18 protein-coding genes and 1 pseudogene are annotated in these 15481 nt (G+C 26.5%); 14 read left to right on the forward strand and 5 right to left on the reverse strand.

Translation table 11 applies throughout. The features are described 5' to 3' along the window. The first annotated feature begins 103 nt into the window (after window positions 1-103). The 5 genes from AVBRAN12654_RS07480 (at window position 104) to AVBRAN12654_RS07500 (ending at window position 4611) form a co-directional block, all read left to right on the forward strand. Window positions 104-301 carry a hypothetical protein gene (locus AVBRAN12654_RS07480; RefSeq protein WP_214118589.1) on the forward strand — a complete coding sequence of 66 codons (198 nt, stop codon included), beginning with the start codon at window positions 104-106 and terminating at the stop codon, window positions 299-301. 31 nt (window positions 302-332) lie between these two features. Further along, window positions 333-1253, forward strand: a complete 921-nt coding sequence (locus AVBRAN12654_RS07485) for a hypothetical protein (protein WP_214118587.1) — start codon at window positions 333-335, stop codon at window positions 1251-1253. A gap of 328 nt (window positions 1254-1581) precedes the next feature. Next, the gene (locus tag AVBRAN12654_RS07490) at window positions 1582-2589 is read left to right on the forward strand and encodes a hypothetical protein (RefSeq protein ID WP_214120485.1); all 1008 of its coding nucleotides are present in this window, start codon (window positions 1582-1584) and stop codon (window positions 2587-2589) included. Between the two features lie 64 nt (window positions 2590-2653). Then, on the forward strand, window positions 2654-3619 hold the full coding sequence (locus tag AVBRAN12654_RS07495) for a hypothetical protein (RefSeq protein WP_336614225.1): 966 nt from the start codon (window positions 2654-2656) through the stop codon (window positions 3617-3619). 14 nt (window positions 3620-3633) lie between these two features. Further along, entirely contained in the window at window positions 3634-4611 is a 978-nt protein-coding gene (locus AVBRAN12654_RS07500) for a hypothetical protein (protein WP_336614226.1), read from the forward strand. Between the two features lie 107 nt (window positions 4612-4718). Here AVBRAN12654_RS07500 and AVBRAN12654_RS07505 read toward each other — a convergent pair whose 3' ends face one another. After that, on the reverse strand, window positions 4719-5690 hold the full coding sequence (locus AVBRAN12654_RS07505) for an argininosuccinate synthase domain-containing protein (RefSeq protein WP_214118699.1): 972 nt from the start codon (window positions 5688-5690) through the stop codon (window positions 4719-4721). Beyond that, window positions 5691-7418 (reverse strand): DNA primase, encoded by a 1728-nt coding sequence (gene dnaG / locus AVBRAN12654_RS07510; RefSeq protein ID WP_239803014.1) that lies wholly within the window; start codon window positions 7416-7418, stop codon window positions 5691-5693. It lies immediately after the preceding gene. A gap of 46 nt (window positions 7419-7464) precedes the next feature. On the opposite strand from dnaG, the gene AVBRAN12654_RS07515 reads away from it, so the two are divergent. From AVBRAN12654_RS07515 to AVBRAN12654_RS07555, 9 genes and pseudogenes are all read left to right on the forward strand, one after another. Then, a complete protein-coding gene (locus AVBRAN12654_RS07515; RefSeq protein WP_214118702.1) occupies window positions 7465-8169 on the forward strand; it encodes a tetratricopeptide repeat protein in 705 nt (234 codons plus the stop codon). Beyond that, window positions 8166-8555 (forward strand): annotated as a pseudogene (gene rnhA / locus AVBRAN12654_RS07520) (ribonuclease HI); the annotation flags it as partial. The gene AVBRAN12654_RS07515 and the pseudogene rnhA, both read left to right, overlap by 4 nt. 66 nt (window positions 8556-8621) lie before the next feature. Further along, complete coding sequence (gene rnc, locus AVBRAN12654_RS07525; protein WP_336607624.1) at window positions 8622-9290, forward strand: ribonuclease III; 669 nt, start codon at window positions 8622-8624, stop codon at window positions 9288-9290. After that, entirely contained in the window at window positions 9283-10476 is a 1194-nt protein-coding gene (gene aroC, locus AVBRAN12654_RS07530) for a chorismate synthase (protein ID WP_214118706.1), read from the forward strand. Before rnc ends, aroC begins: the two co-directional genes overlap by 8 nt. After that, window positions 10477-10710: a tautomerase family protein gene (locus tag AVBRAN12654_RS07535; protein ID WP_214118708.1), complete on the forward strand. Its 234-nt coding sequence runs from the start codon at window positions 10477-10479 to the stop codon at window positions 10708-10710. 33 nt (window positions 10711-10743) lie between these two features. After that, window positions 10744-11547, forward strand: coding sequence for a hypothetical protein (locus AVBRAN12654_RS07540; RefSeq protein ID WP_336614227.1), 804 nt, complete (start codon window positions 10744-10746; stop codon window positions 11545-11547). A 333-nt stretch (window positions 11548-11880) separates the two neighbouring features. Next, the gene (locus tag AVBRAN12654_RS07545) at window positions 11881-12645 is read left to right on the forward strand and encodes a PH domain-containing protein (RefSeq protein WP_214120298.1); all 765 of its coding nucleotides are present in this window, start codon (window positions 11881-11883) and stop codon (window positions 12643-12645) included. Between the two features lie 173 nt (window positions 12646-12818). After that, the gene (locus AVBRAN12654_RS07550; protein ID WP_214120299.1) at window positions 12819-13001 is read left to right on the forward strand and encodes a hypothetical protein; all 183 of its coding nucleotides are present in this window, start codon (window positions 12819-12821) and stop codon (window positions 12999-13001) included. 61 nt (window positions 13002-13062) lie between these two features. Further along, window positions 13063-13299, forward strand: coding sequence for a hypothetical protein (locus AVBRAN12654_RS07555; RefSeq protein ID WP_214120300.1), 237 nt, complete (start codon window positions 13063-13065; stop codon window positions 13297-13299). A 52-nt stretch (window positions 13300-13351) separates the two neighbouring features. Here the strand turns inward: AVBRAN12654_RS07555 and AVBRAN12654_RS07560 are convergent, their stop codons facing one another. From AVBRAN12654_RS07560 to AVBRAN12654_RS07570, 3 genes are read right to left on the reverse strand one after another with little or no spacing between them, the layout of a single operon-like run. Continuing rightward, complete coding sequence (locus AVBRAN12654_RS07560; protein ID WP_214118712.1) at window positions 13352-13870, reverse strand: DUF2393 family protein; 519 nt, start codon at window positions 13868-13870, stop codon at window positions 13352-13354. A gap of 9 nt (window positions 13871-13879) precedes the next feature. Then, window positions 13880-14395: a DUF2393 family protein gene (locus tag AVBRAN12654_RS07565; RefSeq protein ID WP_214120301.1), complete on the reverse strand. Its 516-nt coding sequence runs from the start codon at window positions 14393-14395 to the stop codon at window positions 13880-13882. After that, entirely contained in the window at window positions 14395-15456 is a 1062-nt protein-coding gene (locus AVBRAN12654_RS07570) for an SPFH domain-containing protein (protein WP_214118716.1), read from the reverse strand. The genes AVBRAN12654_RS07565 and AVBRAN12654_RS07570 overlap by 1 nt, the downstream gene beginning before the upstream one ends. Window positions 15457-15481 lie beyond the last annotated feature (25 nt).

The following is a 15481-nucleotide window of genomic DNA, read 5'->3' on the forward strand; positions in this document are numbered from 1 at the left end:
GTTACTAAAAGTTACAATATATCAAAATATTAAATAAAATAATAATAGTATTAATTAAAATCAAATTATAATAATTCAAATCATTAATGAAAGGAGAATTTCAATGAAAAAAGCAGTTTTAGCTATTTTGGCTTTAGGTTTTATTACGAGTGCTAGCGCATATTCTTATAATAGATTTGGAGATATGTCTTATTATGGTTATCCTCCAACAAATAATACCTTTAAATTTAAGTGTGCAACGTTATATACTTGTGCTATGCAAGGTATGACTATTAGGGATAATTGGAATAGGTTATTTTAGGTAAGCAATTGTCTTACCTAAAAGGATTAATATGAGATTATCAAATACTAATATTACTAAGCCTATTTTGAATGTTGTGTGTAAAGATATTAGAGCTTTAAACCAAGTTGTTTTTAATCAAGCAGAGCAAGTAAAGGCTACTGATGTAAAAAGCATATATAATACCGAGTATAAAACTAATAAAAATGATTTTTACAATACTTATTTTTCTTTTAATCAAAAAACAATAGGATTTGATTTAAGCAATAAAAATCGTGAAAAATTACAAGAATTTTTTAATGAAGATAATTTTAAATATTTTGATGATAAATTGATTTTGCAAAAAGACGCTGCTTCTTATGTTGGTTCTTGGTTTAATTATGTTGCTTTTAAGCAAAACTATTTAAATGCAGATATTAATAAAAATGGTGTTTTAAATAAAACTGAAATGTTAGATATAAAACTTCAATTTCCAAATAGCAATGTTTTTACTAATATTAGTAAAACTGATATAGATTGTCTGGAGCTTTTAGGAGAATTGCAAAACTATACAAGTATTAGTAATATGATGAATTATTATATTCAAGATGATAAAAATTATGATTTAGCAATAACAGGTCTGGAGAAAAACGGAGTAGCTGGGATTAATTATGTAGTAGAAATAATTATGAATAATATTGATAAAAATAAATTGCAACAAAGTATTACTAAAGCAACTCAAGAAGACATTAAAAGACAAAGCGATTTAGCCAATGCTCTTATAAAAATAAATAATGATGATTATAGTAAGCTTAGTGAAGATGAGAAAAAAATCTTAAATTCTTTAAATATAGAAATTAATCTAATAAATATAATAGGTGAAGATAAAATAAATGAATTAGTTAAAAATAATAAATTAGATGATTTTATAGATTTTACTAAAGACTTTTTAGAAGAATTAAATAATATAAAATTAATTAACATTAAGGTTTAAAATATTTTTTTTAATTTAATGTTACTAAAAGTTACAATTTATCAAGATATTAAATAAAATAGTAATAGTATTAAATAAAATCAAATTATAATAATTCAAATCAATTTTAATATATTTAATTTCACAAAAATACTAGTTCGTATCATAAGTTTTGGTATTTTAAGATAGCTTTTTTGTAAGTATTCTAAAGATATTAAAGATCAATTAATTGTGGTTATAGCTATAAATATCGCAAGTATATGTGTATGAATTATTGATTTAACGGCAGACTTTATTGCCGTTATGTTTTTAAATATTTAATTAAAGTAATAAACATTAAGGATTATTTATGAAACACTATATTAACAATACTTCTAACACTCCAATTATGTGGCAAGATAATATTGCTAAAAAAGAGTTAAGCACACAAGAACTAGCAAGTATAAATGCTAGTATAAAGAGCAATTCTTTTAGCGTTAAAACAAATAGAGCACAAGATTATAATACTTATTTTAAATTTGGTAATGAAAACATTGGAGTGAAATTAAATGAAGCTAGTATTGAAAAATTAAAAGATTTTTTTGATGAAGATAATTTCATTAAAACTAATAAAGGAATTATTTTAGATAAAGATGCAGCTTCTTATGTCGCTGGATGGTTTAGTGATATTGCATATAAACAAAAATTTCTTGAATCAGATATTGACAATAACGGAGAATTAACTCACAAAGAAGCAAGGAATACATTAAGTGGATTTGATGAAGATGCAGTTCTCATAAGCGATGAAAAAACCAAAGAAAAATATATAGTTTCAAATTCTATTACGAAAACTTATAAGAAAAGTGATTTTTTACCAAAAAATGATGGTTATTATTCAGATATTTCAAATTCTATCAATGATGCTATAAAAGATGATAAAAATCTTGATGGTATTATTACATTTGGTGAGTTTATGGATGTAGGTGAAAAGGGATATTTTGAAGATTTTATGAGCGAAAGTGGTTCTAGTGCTCCTGCAATTAGCCTTGATGATTTGATAAATGGACTTACTAAGCATTCTAGGCAGCTTGCCGAAAAAGCTGAAGAAAAATTAACTGAAGTAATAGCCAAGATTAAAAAGCTTGGAGTTGATAAGTTAGACCAAAGTGATAAAGATGTATTAATTCAACTAGGAATTGACCCTGCACCTTATGAGAGTGAATTTAAATTAAAACAGATTATAAGTGATAAACTAAATATAAGTCCTGATAAAGTAGAAAGCCTAGCAAGTGAAAATAAATTAGATGATTTTGTAAATTTTAGTGGAAATTTTGCAATAACTCTTAGTGAAACAAAATTACTTGATATAAAAGCTTAATTTCTAATTTAAATTTTTTGTAATAAAATGGGCTAGTTTAGGGTAATAAACATTAAGGAACTTTATGAAAATAGATATCTCGCAAGTAAAAAATACTGCTATTGCTAGGAAAAGTGATATAAAAATTAAAGAATTAAACACTCTTGATATAAATAAATTAAATGCAAGTATTAATTCAAATTCTTTTAGTTTTAAGACAAATAAAGAGCAAGATTACAATGTGTTTTTTAGACTTGGTAAAGATAATATCGGGGTAAAGCTTAGTGAAAATAATATTAATAGATTAAAAGACTTTTTTGATGAAGATAATTTTATTGATACTAATAAAGGAATTATTTTAGATAAAGACGCAGCGTCTTATGTAGTGGGTTGGTTTGCTGATACGGCATATACAAGAAATTATCTTGCAGCCGATAAAGACAATGATGGAGAAATTACGGCTTTAGAAGCTTGGAATTTGTTTGACTTAGTTAATGTAAATTATGAATTATTACAAGATAAAAATAAAGAATATTTCCTAAAGGCAACAAATATAGATGAAACTTATGATTCAAATAGAATAGCTCATAGTATTGAAGGTAAGTCTGATTTAAGTGAGGCATTAGATATTATAATTGATATGGACAAAGACTTAGATGGCAAAGTTACAGCGGGTGAATATTGGAATGTGGAAGATAAAGATTATATAAATGAGTTTGGAATTGTATATGATGATGAAAATCACTCTTTTATGAGTATTCCACATAAAAAAATTAAATTTAATATAGCAGAAGAAGAGCTTAAGAGAGTAAAAGAACAAATTAAACTTAATAATATAATTGCAAAACTTAAAAAATCACAATCTTTAGATAATAACGAAAAAGAAATATTACAAAAATTTAATATCCAAAACATAAGTAATGAATTAAAAATAAGCGAAGATAAATTAAAAGAATTAATTACAAATGATAAGCTAGGAAATTTTATAGATTTTACGAAAGAATTTAAAAAAGATTTAAGCGATACAAAATTAATTGATATTAAGGTTTGATATTAGGAGATTTTATGAGAATTAGTGGTTTTGATGTTGATATTTCAAAAGTATTTGATACTAGCTATCATAAGGCGAATTTGAGTAATTTTCACAATTTAAATCAAGAGCAAATTAATGCTATAAAAGATGATATAACAAATCAAAATTATGCTTTAAAAACAAGTGATAAAGACAATATAAATGTTGTTTTTAGTTTTGATAATAATACTCAAGGAGTTAATCTTAGTAAAAATACTATTGAAAAATTAATGGCTCATTTTGATAAAGCTGATTTTATCTTAAGTGATGATAAGCTTATTTTAAATGGTAATGCTGCTAATTTTGTCTCAAGCTGGTTTAAAACAATTGCTTATGATTTAGGACTTGCAAAAGCTGATAGCAATCAAGATGGTAGGATAAATAATGATGAATTAAGTAATGCAAGGCTTGAAGTTGGGGTTTATGGCGAGTTTAATGGATATATTTATGTAGTAAATAAATTAAGTGATGAAAGATTTATAAATACTAAAACATATGATAAATTAACTTTAGAAATTGGCACAAGTATTAGTGAGTATTTAGATAGTGTAATATCTAGTGATAGGGATTTTGATGGGGTTTTGAGTTTTGCTGAGATTAATTTTGAAAATATTAGCGAAGAACAAGATTATAAAAGTGAATTAAAAGAGAAAAATACAGATATAAAACGCTATCAAAATGAATTTCAAAGGTCAATTGCTTATTTTGCAAAAGAAGGTCAAAATACCGAAGAAATCAAAAACAAGCAAAAAGAAAAAGAATTAGAACAAGCCGAGCTTTTAGCAAAACTTATGCAAATAACTCAAAAAATCAAACAACAAGGTTTAAATTCACTTACAAGCGATGATAATAAAATCTTAGAAAAATTAGGCAAAAGTGCAAATGCGATTGCAAATAGTGTAGAAATTGACTTAAGTATTAGTGTGGTAGAAGATTTAGTAAATAACAAAATCTTAGATATAAAAGTCTAGTTTTATGATTTTATTTATGTTTAAAATTAAGTTATTTTGATACTTATATAAAATCTTAGAATTTGAAATTCTTATTTTAAATTCTAGAATTTCAAATAAGAATTTCATCAAACTATAAAGTATTTTTGAGCATCATCTTTGCTAAGTGCATTAGCAAAATAATTATTTTGCATAAATTCACAATCTTTATTAGTAGGATTTTTTGCATATGCAAGTGCTAAAGAACAAGCAAGTTTAATATCTTCTAAACTAGCGTCATTATCAAGTAAAGAAATAGCACCTATTAAATCGGTTCTAATTTCGCTCATTTTTATCTCTTCATTATCTAATAATTTTAAGATTTTTAGACCTTCTTCTTCATTTCTTGAAATTATCATTTTAGCACCATTTGGCAGTCTTAAATGTCTTCCATATCTTAACAATTCAGCGTTTTTACTATCTAGCGTTTTGTATTTTAGATAATCTTGGATTTTGTTTTTATATGCTTGTAAGGTTAGCAAACACCCACCAGCAGGGCTTTCATAATCGCTATAACCATAAACTTTTGCAAGTTCCATTTGTCTAGTTCTACCCCTACCACTAAAATCAAATAATTTTTCTCTATCAACCCAGCCTTTAAGTTCAGGCATAGTAGGTGCTAGTAATTTTGCACTAAGTGGGCGTAAAATGATATTATTTAAATCTTCGCTAAGTTTTGCAACACTATTTAATGCTTGTGCTCTTTGGCTCATTGGACGCTGACCTAGCACTTCTCCACTAATTACAAAAGAAGCACCTAAATCATCACACATACTAAGAGCAGTTTTAAACATATACCCATGACAATCAATGCAAGGATTAATAGCCTTTCCATAGCCATATTTTGGATTTAACAATACATCTTGCAAGTATTTACTACTAATATCAACAACCCTAAAACTAGCTCCAGCCATATTTGCACGACGCTCTAAAAGGGCGAAATTCTTTCCGCCAAACCCTGTATCAATGTGAATAGCTTCAACTTCTATTCCTTGCTTTGCAATGGTAGTGATTGATAACATACTATCAAGACCACCACTAAATAAAGCTAATGCTTTCATTTATTCTCCTAATTTTCTTATATTATCTTTAAGCCTTGCTCTTTCATCATCGCTTAATTGCTTATTATGATTTGCTATTAGTTCTACTAGGCAATGATAAGCCTTTTTTAAACCATCATTACTATGAATTAATTTATGATTTTTTATTAATTCTTTAGCGTAATTTTTAAAAAGCAAGGCGTTTAGGATATTACAACTTGCGTAATAATTGGCTAAATTATTAAAAAATACTAAGATATTATCTACTTTTTTAGTAGGGTGAATATTGTTTAAAAACTCTAGCATATTAGCATTTGCGTAGTTTTTATTTAATACATCATCAATTAAATTATTATGAAAATATTCTCTTAAAATAAGAATATTAAAATTAGCTTTTGAAATAGCTAAAAAATAAATTATCGCATCTTCTAAAGAATTGCTTTGAGTTTGTTTAGCTTGTGGTTTTTTATCTATTACTTTTGCTTTTATTCCGTTTAATAAATCAAAATCAAGCCCATAATTTTCGCAAAATATTTTAAGATGAGTATTGGCTAAAAATTTATCAATAGTATTGGTGTAATTTAGCACGGCTGAATATGCTTGTTTGATTAAAAATGGCTCAATTTTGCTTATGCTTAATTTGTCTATATAATCTAAATTCAATTCTTTTTTAAATATATATTCAATACAAAAACTAATTATATTAATAGTATTATTTAGTTCGGTTTTTAGCTTTAATTCTTCATTATTTTCAATGTATTCGCCTGGGTCTTTATATGTTTTTAGCCTTATTACTTCGGCGTTGTAGCCAAATTTACTCAATAAAACTCCCGCTTTAAAAGCAGCTGCATTTCCCGCTGCATCTTTATCAAAGCATAAAGATACAAAACAATCTTTTTTAATTAATTTTAAATGTTGCTCTGTTAGTGCAGTTCCTAGCACTGCTACTGAATATGTAAGTCCTGCTTTATGAAGACTTATTGTATCCATATAGCCTTCGCAAATTATCATTCTTTTGTGTTTATTAATATCATTTTTTGCTAGATGATAAGCGTAAAATATACTACTTTTATCAAATAGTTTTGAAGCGGGAGAATTTACATATTTTGCAGGATTTTGTGGATTTAATGTGCGTCCTCCAAAACCTACTAAATAACCTGTATTATCGTAGATTGGAAAGGTAATTCTTTCTATAAAAGATGGATAAATTCCATTATCGTTTTTTTTAACTACCCCTTCTATTAATGCTTGTTCTAAAGCTATATTTGATTTTTGCAAAATCCTTAAAGTATCATTTGCACTTGGTGCGTAGCCAAGATTAAACTTAATTCTTAAATCCCTTGTGATTTTTCGCTTTTCAAGATAGGCAATCAAATTCCCACGGATATTTAATTCACTTATATAATATTCGTTGAGTATTTTACAAGCGTCGTTGTTTTGAATAATTTTTGTTTTTTTATCATCTTCTAAAATAAAGCCATAAATATTTGCTAATTCTTTTACTGCTTCTATAAATTCTAAATTATGATATTTTTGCATAAAGCTAATAGCATCACCATTCGCCCCACACCCAAAGCAGTGAAAATATCCTTCATTTTCACGAACAGCCATACTAGGATTTTTATCAGCGTGAAACGGACATACGCACATATAATTCGCACCATTTTTATGCACGGGAATGTAGTTTGAAATCAAATCAACAATGTTAATGCTATCTTTTAATCTTTGAATGCTCTCGTTTGTAATCATAAAAGTATTATATGTATAATTAATTAATTTTATTTAAAGGATATTAGTGGATTTAATACTTAGCTATTATAGAAATCCTATTTTTGGAATTTTAGTTTTAATTAGCCTTGTTTTAATTATTGCTTTAGCTCAAATAATTTTTGCAAGTTTAAAAGAAAATCAAACTAATAAAAATATCAAAAAATATCTTGCTAATTTTAATGCAATTGAGCCTAAGTATTTAAGTAGTTTAAGTTTTGATGAAAGGCTTAATTTAGCTAATGGATTTTTTAAAGCTTCAATGTTTTTAGAGTGCAAATATGTTTTGATTAATTTATTAAATGAATTTGCAAATGATAAAGATTTATTATACTTATTATCTGTTTGTGATTTAAGGCTTGGATTATTAAACGATGCTAAACAAAATTTATTAAAGATTTTAAAATCTCGTGCTAGAGATGAATTAGCACTATTATGTCTTGGATATATTCATTTTAAATTAAACGAAATCAATGAATGCAAAGAAGTTTATAAATGTTTGTGCGTTTTAGGAGATTATGAAAAAGATTTAGAATTTATAAATAATTATAAAAGCTTTAATACTAAAAGTTTTAAAGAAATTAAAATTGATGATGAAACAATAAATCCAAATAATATCAGTCAATTTTATTTATGTAAAAATTGCTCTTCACAATCTATTTTTTACACTCCGTTTTGTTCGCAGTGTTTTAAGTGTGATACAATGCAAGCTAATTTAAGGATAAGGATATGAAAAAATTAACGATTTATACTGATGGGAGTTGCCTTAAAAATCCTGGAGCAGGGGGTTGGGCTTGGATTATTATAGATAATGATTTAATCATTAAAGATAGTGGTGGAGATAAGCTTACAACCAATAATATTATGGAATTAAGTGCCTGTATTAACGCTTTAAAAAGCTTAAAAGAACCTTGCAAGATTGATTTATATAGCGATAGTCAATATGTAGTTAAGGGTATTAATGAATGGCTTAGTGGTTGGGTTAAGACTGATTTTAAAGGCAAAAAAAATGTTGAATTATGGAAGAGTTATTTAGAAGTTAGCAAAATCCACGATATTAATGCAATTTGGGTTAAAGCTCATAATGGTGATAAATACAATGAAATGTGTGATGAACTAGCTAGAAGTATGGCACTTGAGTATGAAAATAACACTATAAATGCTAATGTAGTGCTAGAAAAAAGAATTTCAAAATATCATAAAATTGAAGAAAAACTAGGATATAAATTTAAAAACGAAACCCTATTAAATCAGGCTCTAACTCATAAAAGTTTTAGCAAAACTCATAATGAAAGGCTTGAGTTTTTAGGCGATGCTGTGCTTGATTTGATAGTAGCAAATATTTTATACAAGGATTTTTCTCGTTATAGTGAAGGGGATTTAAGCAAATTAAGAGCAGCTTTGGTGAATGAAAAGTCTTTTGCAAAAATTGCTAGTTATCTTGAAATTGGAGAGTTTTTGCAATTATCAGTATCTGAAGAAAATAACGGCGGAAGAAAAAAACCAAGCTTATTATCAGATGCTTACGAAGCAATAATAGGTGCAATTTATTTAGAAAGTGGATATGAGATTGCTTGTGCTGTTGGCTCTAAGATATTAAATGAAGTTTTTCCTAAGATTGATATAGAATTAATTAAAGACTATAAAACAAAATTACAAGAAAAAACCCAAGCAATAATGGCTCAAACTCCTGAATATAGGATTTTACATACAAAAGGGCCTGATCATAAAAAAGAATTTGAAATAGGGCTTTTTTTAAATGATGAATTATTTACAAAAGCAATGGGTAATAGCAAAAAAGAAGCAGAGCAAAGTGCTGCTAAATTAGCGTTAGAGAAGTTAGAAGATGAATAGTTTTGGAACATTTTTAAAATTTAGCACTTTTGGAGAAAGTCACGGAAAAGCAATTGGAGTGGTTATTGATAACTATCCTGCAGGGGTTAGAATTGATACTGATTATATAAATTCCTTGCTTAAATTAAGACAAGGTGGTGGAGCGTTTAGCACTCCTAGAAAAGAAGCTGATGAAGTTAATATTATTAGTGGAGTATTTAATGATATTAGCACAGGTGCTCCAATTTGTGTGCTAGTAGAAAATAATAATACAAGAAGTAAAGATTATAAAGAGCATTTACGCCCTGCACACGCTGATTTTACATATTATGCAAAATACGAGCATTTTGATTATCGTGGCGGTGGTAGAAGTAGTGCTAGAGAAAGCGTAGCAAGGGTTATTGCAGGTGCTTTTGCTGATTTAATATTAAAAGAATTTAACATTAGAACTTATGCTAGTATTTGTGGGGTAGGTGGTGTTAGTTTAGATGAGTTTAAATTCAGCGAAGAAGAGTATAAAAGGGCTTTAGAAAAAGATTTTAATGCTTTAGGTGATGATTTATTTAAAGAATTATTTAAAGATGAAATCACAAAGGCAAAAAATAATAATGATAGCGTAGGTGCAAGTGTTAGCGTAGCAGCATTTGGCGTAATGGCAGGGCTTGGAGATGGGCTTTATGATAAATTAGATGCTAGAATTGCTAGTGCGTTTATGGGATTAAATGCTGTAAAATGTGTTGAAATTGGAGCAGGAAGAAAGCTTAGCTCAATGAATGGCTCTTTTGCAAATGATGAGATTTTAGGTGTTAGCAATGATGAATTAATGCAAAATCAAAATAGCTCTATTTTAAAACAAAGCCCTAATTTTAAGTCATTTAAAGTAGCAAAAACTAATATTAATAAGCCTTTATTTTTACATACTAGACATAATTTTAGTGGTGGAATTATCGGTGGAATTAGCACAGGAGAGAGTATTTATATTAAAGCTCATTTTAAGCCAACTCCATCAATTTTTAAAGAACAAACTATGTTAAATAAAGATTTTAGTCTAATAAAAGATGCAATTTATGGAAGGCACGATCCTTGCGTAGGTGTTCGTGGAGCTGTTGTCTTAAAAGCTATGCTAAGTTTTATAATAGCTGATTTTTTAATGTTAAATTCATCTGCTAAAATAAGCAATCTTAAAAAAATCTACAAAGGAGAATAAATGCCAATAATTAATGTAAAATTAGCAGCACCAATGCCAAATAAAGAAAAATGCGAAGAAATAATAAGTGATTTAACAAATTATTTTGAAACAAAATTAGGCAAAAAGCGTGAGAGAATAGTGGTAATGCTAGAAGAAATTCCGCAATCTCATATAGGTTTTGGCGGAAGAAGTGTTGAAACTATTAATAATGCTGATTTTGTTAATAATTTTAAACTTGACGATGATAGATAAAAAGCTCCCCATGATTTAAAATGGGGTGCAATTATGTTTGTTATATATTGCATAATAATTTTTATTTTATTTGCATTTATACTTATAATCAATGGTTTTCCAGAATTTGTATATTTAGTATGGAAAGCTTTTAAACGCTTTGATATTACTTATCCTTTAATATCTTTAACGATTTTTACAATCTTATTTTTATTATTTATCAAAAAAATAAAAAAACTAAAATTCAAAACTTTTTTAACCATTAGCCTAATAATTATTAGTTTTGAAATGTTTTTTATTAGACCTGTGGTTGATTATTCTAGTTTTAATAATTTTAGTTATGTTTTTAAAAGCAATTATGAAAAAGACTTGAAAGGATATTGTGTAAAAGAAAATAAGATTTTAAGTAAAGACGAGCTTTTAAGAATAGCTACTAATGATTTTTTAGATAAAACTATAGTTTATTATAAAAATATAGCTAATAAGTATGAAAAAGACAGAGTTTATTTTTATACCCTTGATGAGGTTAAGGAATTTAATGATTTAAAATTATTTGATTTAGAAAAATTACAACAACACAAAATAAACACTAAAAATTATTTAGCAAACTTACCAAAACTATTAAAAAAACCATTATTTTTATCTACTCCTTATAGTTTTGATATTGTATTTTTTAATGAAGGATTTAAGATAAATAATGGATATTTAGAGTTTTTATATACCAGAACGGATAGTGCTAACATAACTCATCAATTAAAATCTAGCATAGAAATAGACAATTGTGGCAATACCAATAGAGCTATTGATGAAGAGCCTTGTTTTGATTTTTTTGGCTGCAAATATAGATATAATTTATAAAATTATAAGAATTTTAATTAGGATTTTAAAAACTAAAATTTTTAATTAAATTCTTGCCGAAATATCATATTTTGTCATTAAAACTCATAAAATTTCTTTTAATTATATTACTTAACAATAATTATTGAACTATCATTATATATTTAATCAACATATTAGCATTGATATAATTTGTTACAAGTATAAAAAATATAAAAATAATATTTATAAATTCTAAGAAATTTGTATTTGATTATAGGATAGAAATAAATTTGTTAAAATATATTTATTTTAAGTCTTGTTTAAGATAGGGGGGGGGTAAAATACTGCCTTAATTTTATTTAAGGAGTTTTAATGAAAATTTTACCTGATGAAAAAATCATCTATAAAAAACGTGGAAGTTTTAAAGCTTTTTTTGACTGTTATGTCTATTCTAGAAAATATAAAGAAGTTGATAGTGCTTGGATATCTTGGTTTACACGCTTATGTTTATTGTTTTTAGTTTTTGCTATGTGGATGGTTTATGGTTTTTATGGTATTAAAACAGATATAGACTTAGAATTGATAAAAATTTTATTATGTATTGAATTAAATATTTTCTTAATTCCTTTATGGATACAAGTATTTAAATATATAAGCCGTTGCAATAGTCAATTTGACATAATAACTAGAGTATTAGGAAGCAGTATGGTTACAGGTATTGCTATAACCTTAACATTTGCTGTATTTAAAAACATAACTTTATCTCAAACTCACTTATTGTTAGGTATGCTTTGTGCAACATTAATTGTTGTTCTATCTATGTTGTATTGGTTATGTAAAGTAAAATCATCTTTAATAATCATAACAAATAAAAGAATGTTAATAAAAACAGGCATTATTTTTCAAGATTCAACCATTACAGATCTTAAAAGAATTGCAACTATTGACGTAAAACAAAGTGTTATTGGAAGTATTTTTAGATGTGGCGCTTTAGCCTTTCATGGTTACGGAATAGGTGGTTTTTGCTTGCCCTTTATGTCAAGTCCTACTGCATTACGTGATGAAATTTTAAAAGCTCAAAATGGTATAAATAATGATGAGCAAAAAATATACGATGAAGCGCTAGATGAATATTAAAAATAATTGTTAGTTTATATTATGTTACAGCATTATTTATTATTGCTTGTTCTGATGATAAAGCAAAAGAAAATAATGCTAATAATGAAATAAATAATAAGATCATTGAAGTCAATAAAATTAATCAATATATATTCAAGGTTAGCATTTAAGATAAGACTGAAGAAAATTTTTTGACTAAACATTACGAAACAACAAGATATTTAATTATGACAGCTAAAGATGATATAGAAATTACAAAAATTACAGCAAATCGTGGTGCTTGTGAGGTTCAAAATATGAATTACGGCTCATATATTGGTAATAATGTTATATCAGTAGAAATTCTGGCTAAAACATATTATAAAAATTATTAGATATTTACCCTAATTTTGTGCTTATCTAGGTGATTGTAAGGCATTAATAAAATGGCTGGAGTTGAGTGGAGATGATAAATATTTTTATAATATTTGGTTTAATATACTAGAAAAAGGAAATCAAAAATATATTAGATCTTGTAAAAAAGCTAAGGAACAAGCTCAAGGAAACTACTATTATGATTATAAGTTACCTATGAAATTCGGTAAAACTGCAAAATTTTCTATAAGCAAATGTTCTGAAGTTTTAGAAATTACAATATTTACAAACAAAGGTGATTTTACATATATATTTTAGAATACTTTTAATATTATTTCAAATTCTAAGATTTATCTAGAATTTGAAATATTTACTTGCAATTTAAAATATATCTTAATTTATAATCTTCAAAATGTTTTGGATAAGGGACACTTACTTTAAAGCTTTTTGATGCGTTTTCATTGATAATCCCTTCTATTTTAAAATCGTGAGAGTAAAAATTGCGAATTTTATTAAGTTTTAATGGGTCAAAGCCTTTGCTTAAATCAAATATACTTCCATCTACTTTTTTGATACCAAGGTTTATTATTCCTATATTTAATTCACAGGTTTTTACAGGGACTTTTCCATTATTATATATTTGGCCACTAATTACTACTTCATTTGCTGATTTATAGTCTTTTTGATTTCTTAATTCTACACTTTTTAAAAAGCTATCTATGGTAAGAAGAGTTGAATATCCAAAAATCAATACAAAAATTATGAGTGTAAAAGAAAAGGTATAAAGCTTATTTTTTTCTTTAAAAAAATAAATAATTAAAAATTGTGAAAATATATAAACTACAAAAGCTGCAAATATTACAAAGATATGAAATTGCGATAAATACATAAATATCTCCTAAAAACAAGTAATTAAAGTATCAATTGTATATTTTTTAACATTACTAGGTATTAATAAATAAGATTTTTCGTATGAATTTTTTGGAATATCTTTTAAAATAATTTCTGTTGTTTTTAATGGTTTTAAGGTATTTTTGATTAGTTCTAAGTTATTTTTGCTGATTTTTTTTATATTGAATTTAATTTTGCATATTTTAAAATCTCTTTGAGATTTGTTATGTAATTTAAAATCTAAATATATATTATCGCTGAAAATTAATTTATCATTTTTGATTATTTCAAGTTCTGCTGGACGATATGTAGCATTTATATAGTTTTCTCCAATAAAAAACAATACAAATTCTAAAACAATACCTACTATGATTAAAAATATTGAGAAAGTTGGAAATTTTCTTAAAAAAATCGCAAGAATTAAAATTACTATGAAAAATAAAAAACAAAGCCCAAGAAGAATTAAATCTTGGGCATAGAAATTCGCTAGATAAAAATGAATAGTATCTAATAATTTTTGCATTAATTATTAAGGCTGGTTGTCTTTTTTGTGCTTGCATTATCTAGCCAAATATTAGGCACAGCTCCGCCAGGTGTTAAGAAAATCTTAGCATCATTATTAACCTTTAAAGCTTCGTTAAATTCTTTTTGGGTTTCAATTTGCTTTAATTCTAATAATTCTTTACTTATACTTTTTGCGATTTCTCTATTTGCATAAGCTTGTGCATCTGCTTCTATTTTTTGTGCATCTGCTTTACCTTGTGCTTCAATAATCGCAGCTTTTGCTATACCTTCTGCAAGTGCAGCTTTTTTAAGTGCTTCTTGATTTGCACGCTCAACTTCATATTTTGTTCTTTCTGCTTCTTGTTTAGCTATTTGAACTTTTTCAATTTGTTCTTTAACATTCGTTGGCAGTATTATTCCACGAAGTTTTACACTCTCAAGTAATACAGGTTTATTATCTTGAGCGTCTATGCTTTTTCTTGATTCAAGTTCAATTGAAGCAGCGATTTCATTACGCTTTATAGGTAATTCTTCAGCTGTATATTTTCCAACCACACTTCTTACAACTTCTAAAATAACAGGGTCTATAATTTTATTTTCCCAATCAAGTCCCCATTGAGCTATAGTTTGAGGTGCATTGCTTGCATCTAAGCGATATTGCACTGTTATATCTACTGATACAGGCAAGTTTCTAGCATCAACAACCGTGATTGATTCTTTATTGATTATGCTTTCTCTACCATAAGTTCTTTCACTCGCACCTTCAACGCTAGCATAATTTATTTGTCTTACTTTAGTATCTACAATTAAAACTTTTTGAAAATACGGGATTATAAAGTGAAAACCAGGTTGAAGAGCTATCGGATCATACTTACCAGTAGTTGATCTAATACCTACTTGTCCTGAATTTACAACTACAAATGGCTTAGCTATTACTACTATTAAAAATATAACAACAGCTGCAATTATTACTCCGTTAAATTTACCAAAACCTTTAAAATTAAAATCAATATTAAAATCTGTTTTTTTATTGTCATTTTTTTTGTTTTTATTGAAATAATCATTCAAATCTGCTGGCATTTATACTCCTTGTTAATTGATAAAG

The organism is Campylobacter sp. RM12654 (genome assembly GCF_020137585.1).
Lineage (GTDB): Bacteria > Campylobacterota > Campylobacteria > Campylobacterales > Campylobacteraceae > Campylobacter_E.

Excerpts from the sequence above, each read along its gene's own strand:
- AVBRAN12654_RS07535 (WP_214118708.1), top strand. The coding sequence starts at position 10,477 with ATGCCAATAATTAATGTAAAATTAGCAGCACCAATGCCAAATAAAGAA.
- AVBRAN12654_RS07565 (WP_214120301.1), bottom strand. The coding sequence starts at position 14,395 with ATGCAAAAATTATTAGATACTATTCATTTTTATCTAGCGAATTTCTAT.
- AVBRAN12654_RS07505 (WP_214118699.1), bottom strand. The coding sequence starts at position 5,690 with ATGAAAGCATTAGCTTTATTTAGTGGTGGTCTTGATAGTATGTTATCA.
- AVBRAN12654_RS07540 (WP_336614227.1), top strand. The coding sequence starts at position 10,744 with ATGTTTGTTATATATTGCATAATAATTTTTATTTTATTTGCATTTATA.
- AVBRAN12654_RS07500 (WP_336614226.1), top strand. The coding sequence starts at position 3,634 with ATGAGAATTAGTGGTTTTGATGTTGATATTTCAAAAGTATTTGATACT.
- AVBRAN12654_RS07495 (WP_336614225.1), top strand. The coding sequence starts at position 2,654 with ATGAAAATAGATATCTCGCAAGTAAAAAATACTGCTATTGCTAGGAAA.
- dnaG (WP_239803014.1), bottom strand. The coding sequence starts at position 7,418 with ATGATTACAAACGAGAGCATTCAAAGATTAAAAGATAGCATTAACATT.
- AVBRAN12654_RS07485 (WP_214118587.1), top strand. The coding sequence starts at position 333 with ATGAGATTATCAAATACTAATATTACTAAGCCTATTTTGAATGTTGTG.
- AVBRAN12654_RS07570 (WP_214118716.1), bottom strand. The coding sequence starts at position 15,456 with ATGCCAGCAGATTTGAATGATTATTTCAATAAAAACAAAAAAAATGAC.
- aroC (WP_214118706.1), top strand. The coding sequence starts at position 9,283 with ATGAATAGTTTTGGAACATTTTTAAAATTTAGCACTTTTGGAGAAAGT.
- AVBRAN12654_RS07490 (WP_214120485.1), top strand. The coding sequence starts at position 1,582 with ATGAAACACTATATTAACAATACTTCTAACACTCCAATTATGTGGCAA.
- AVBRAN12654_RS07545 (WP_214120298.1), top strand. The coding sequence starts at position 11,881 with ATGAAAATTTTACCTGATGAAAAAATCATCTATAAAAAACGTGGAAGT.
- AVBRAN12654_RS07560 (WP_214118712.1), bottom strand. The coding sequence starts at position 13,870 with ATGTATTTATCGCAATTTCATATCTTTGTAATATTTGCAGCTTTTGTA.
- AVBRAN12654_RS07480 (WP_214118589.1), top strand. The coding sequence starts at position 104 with ATGAAAAAAGCAGTTTTAGCTATTTTGGCTTTAGGTTTTATTACGAGT.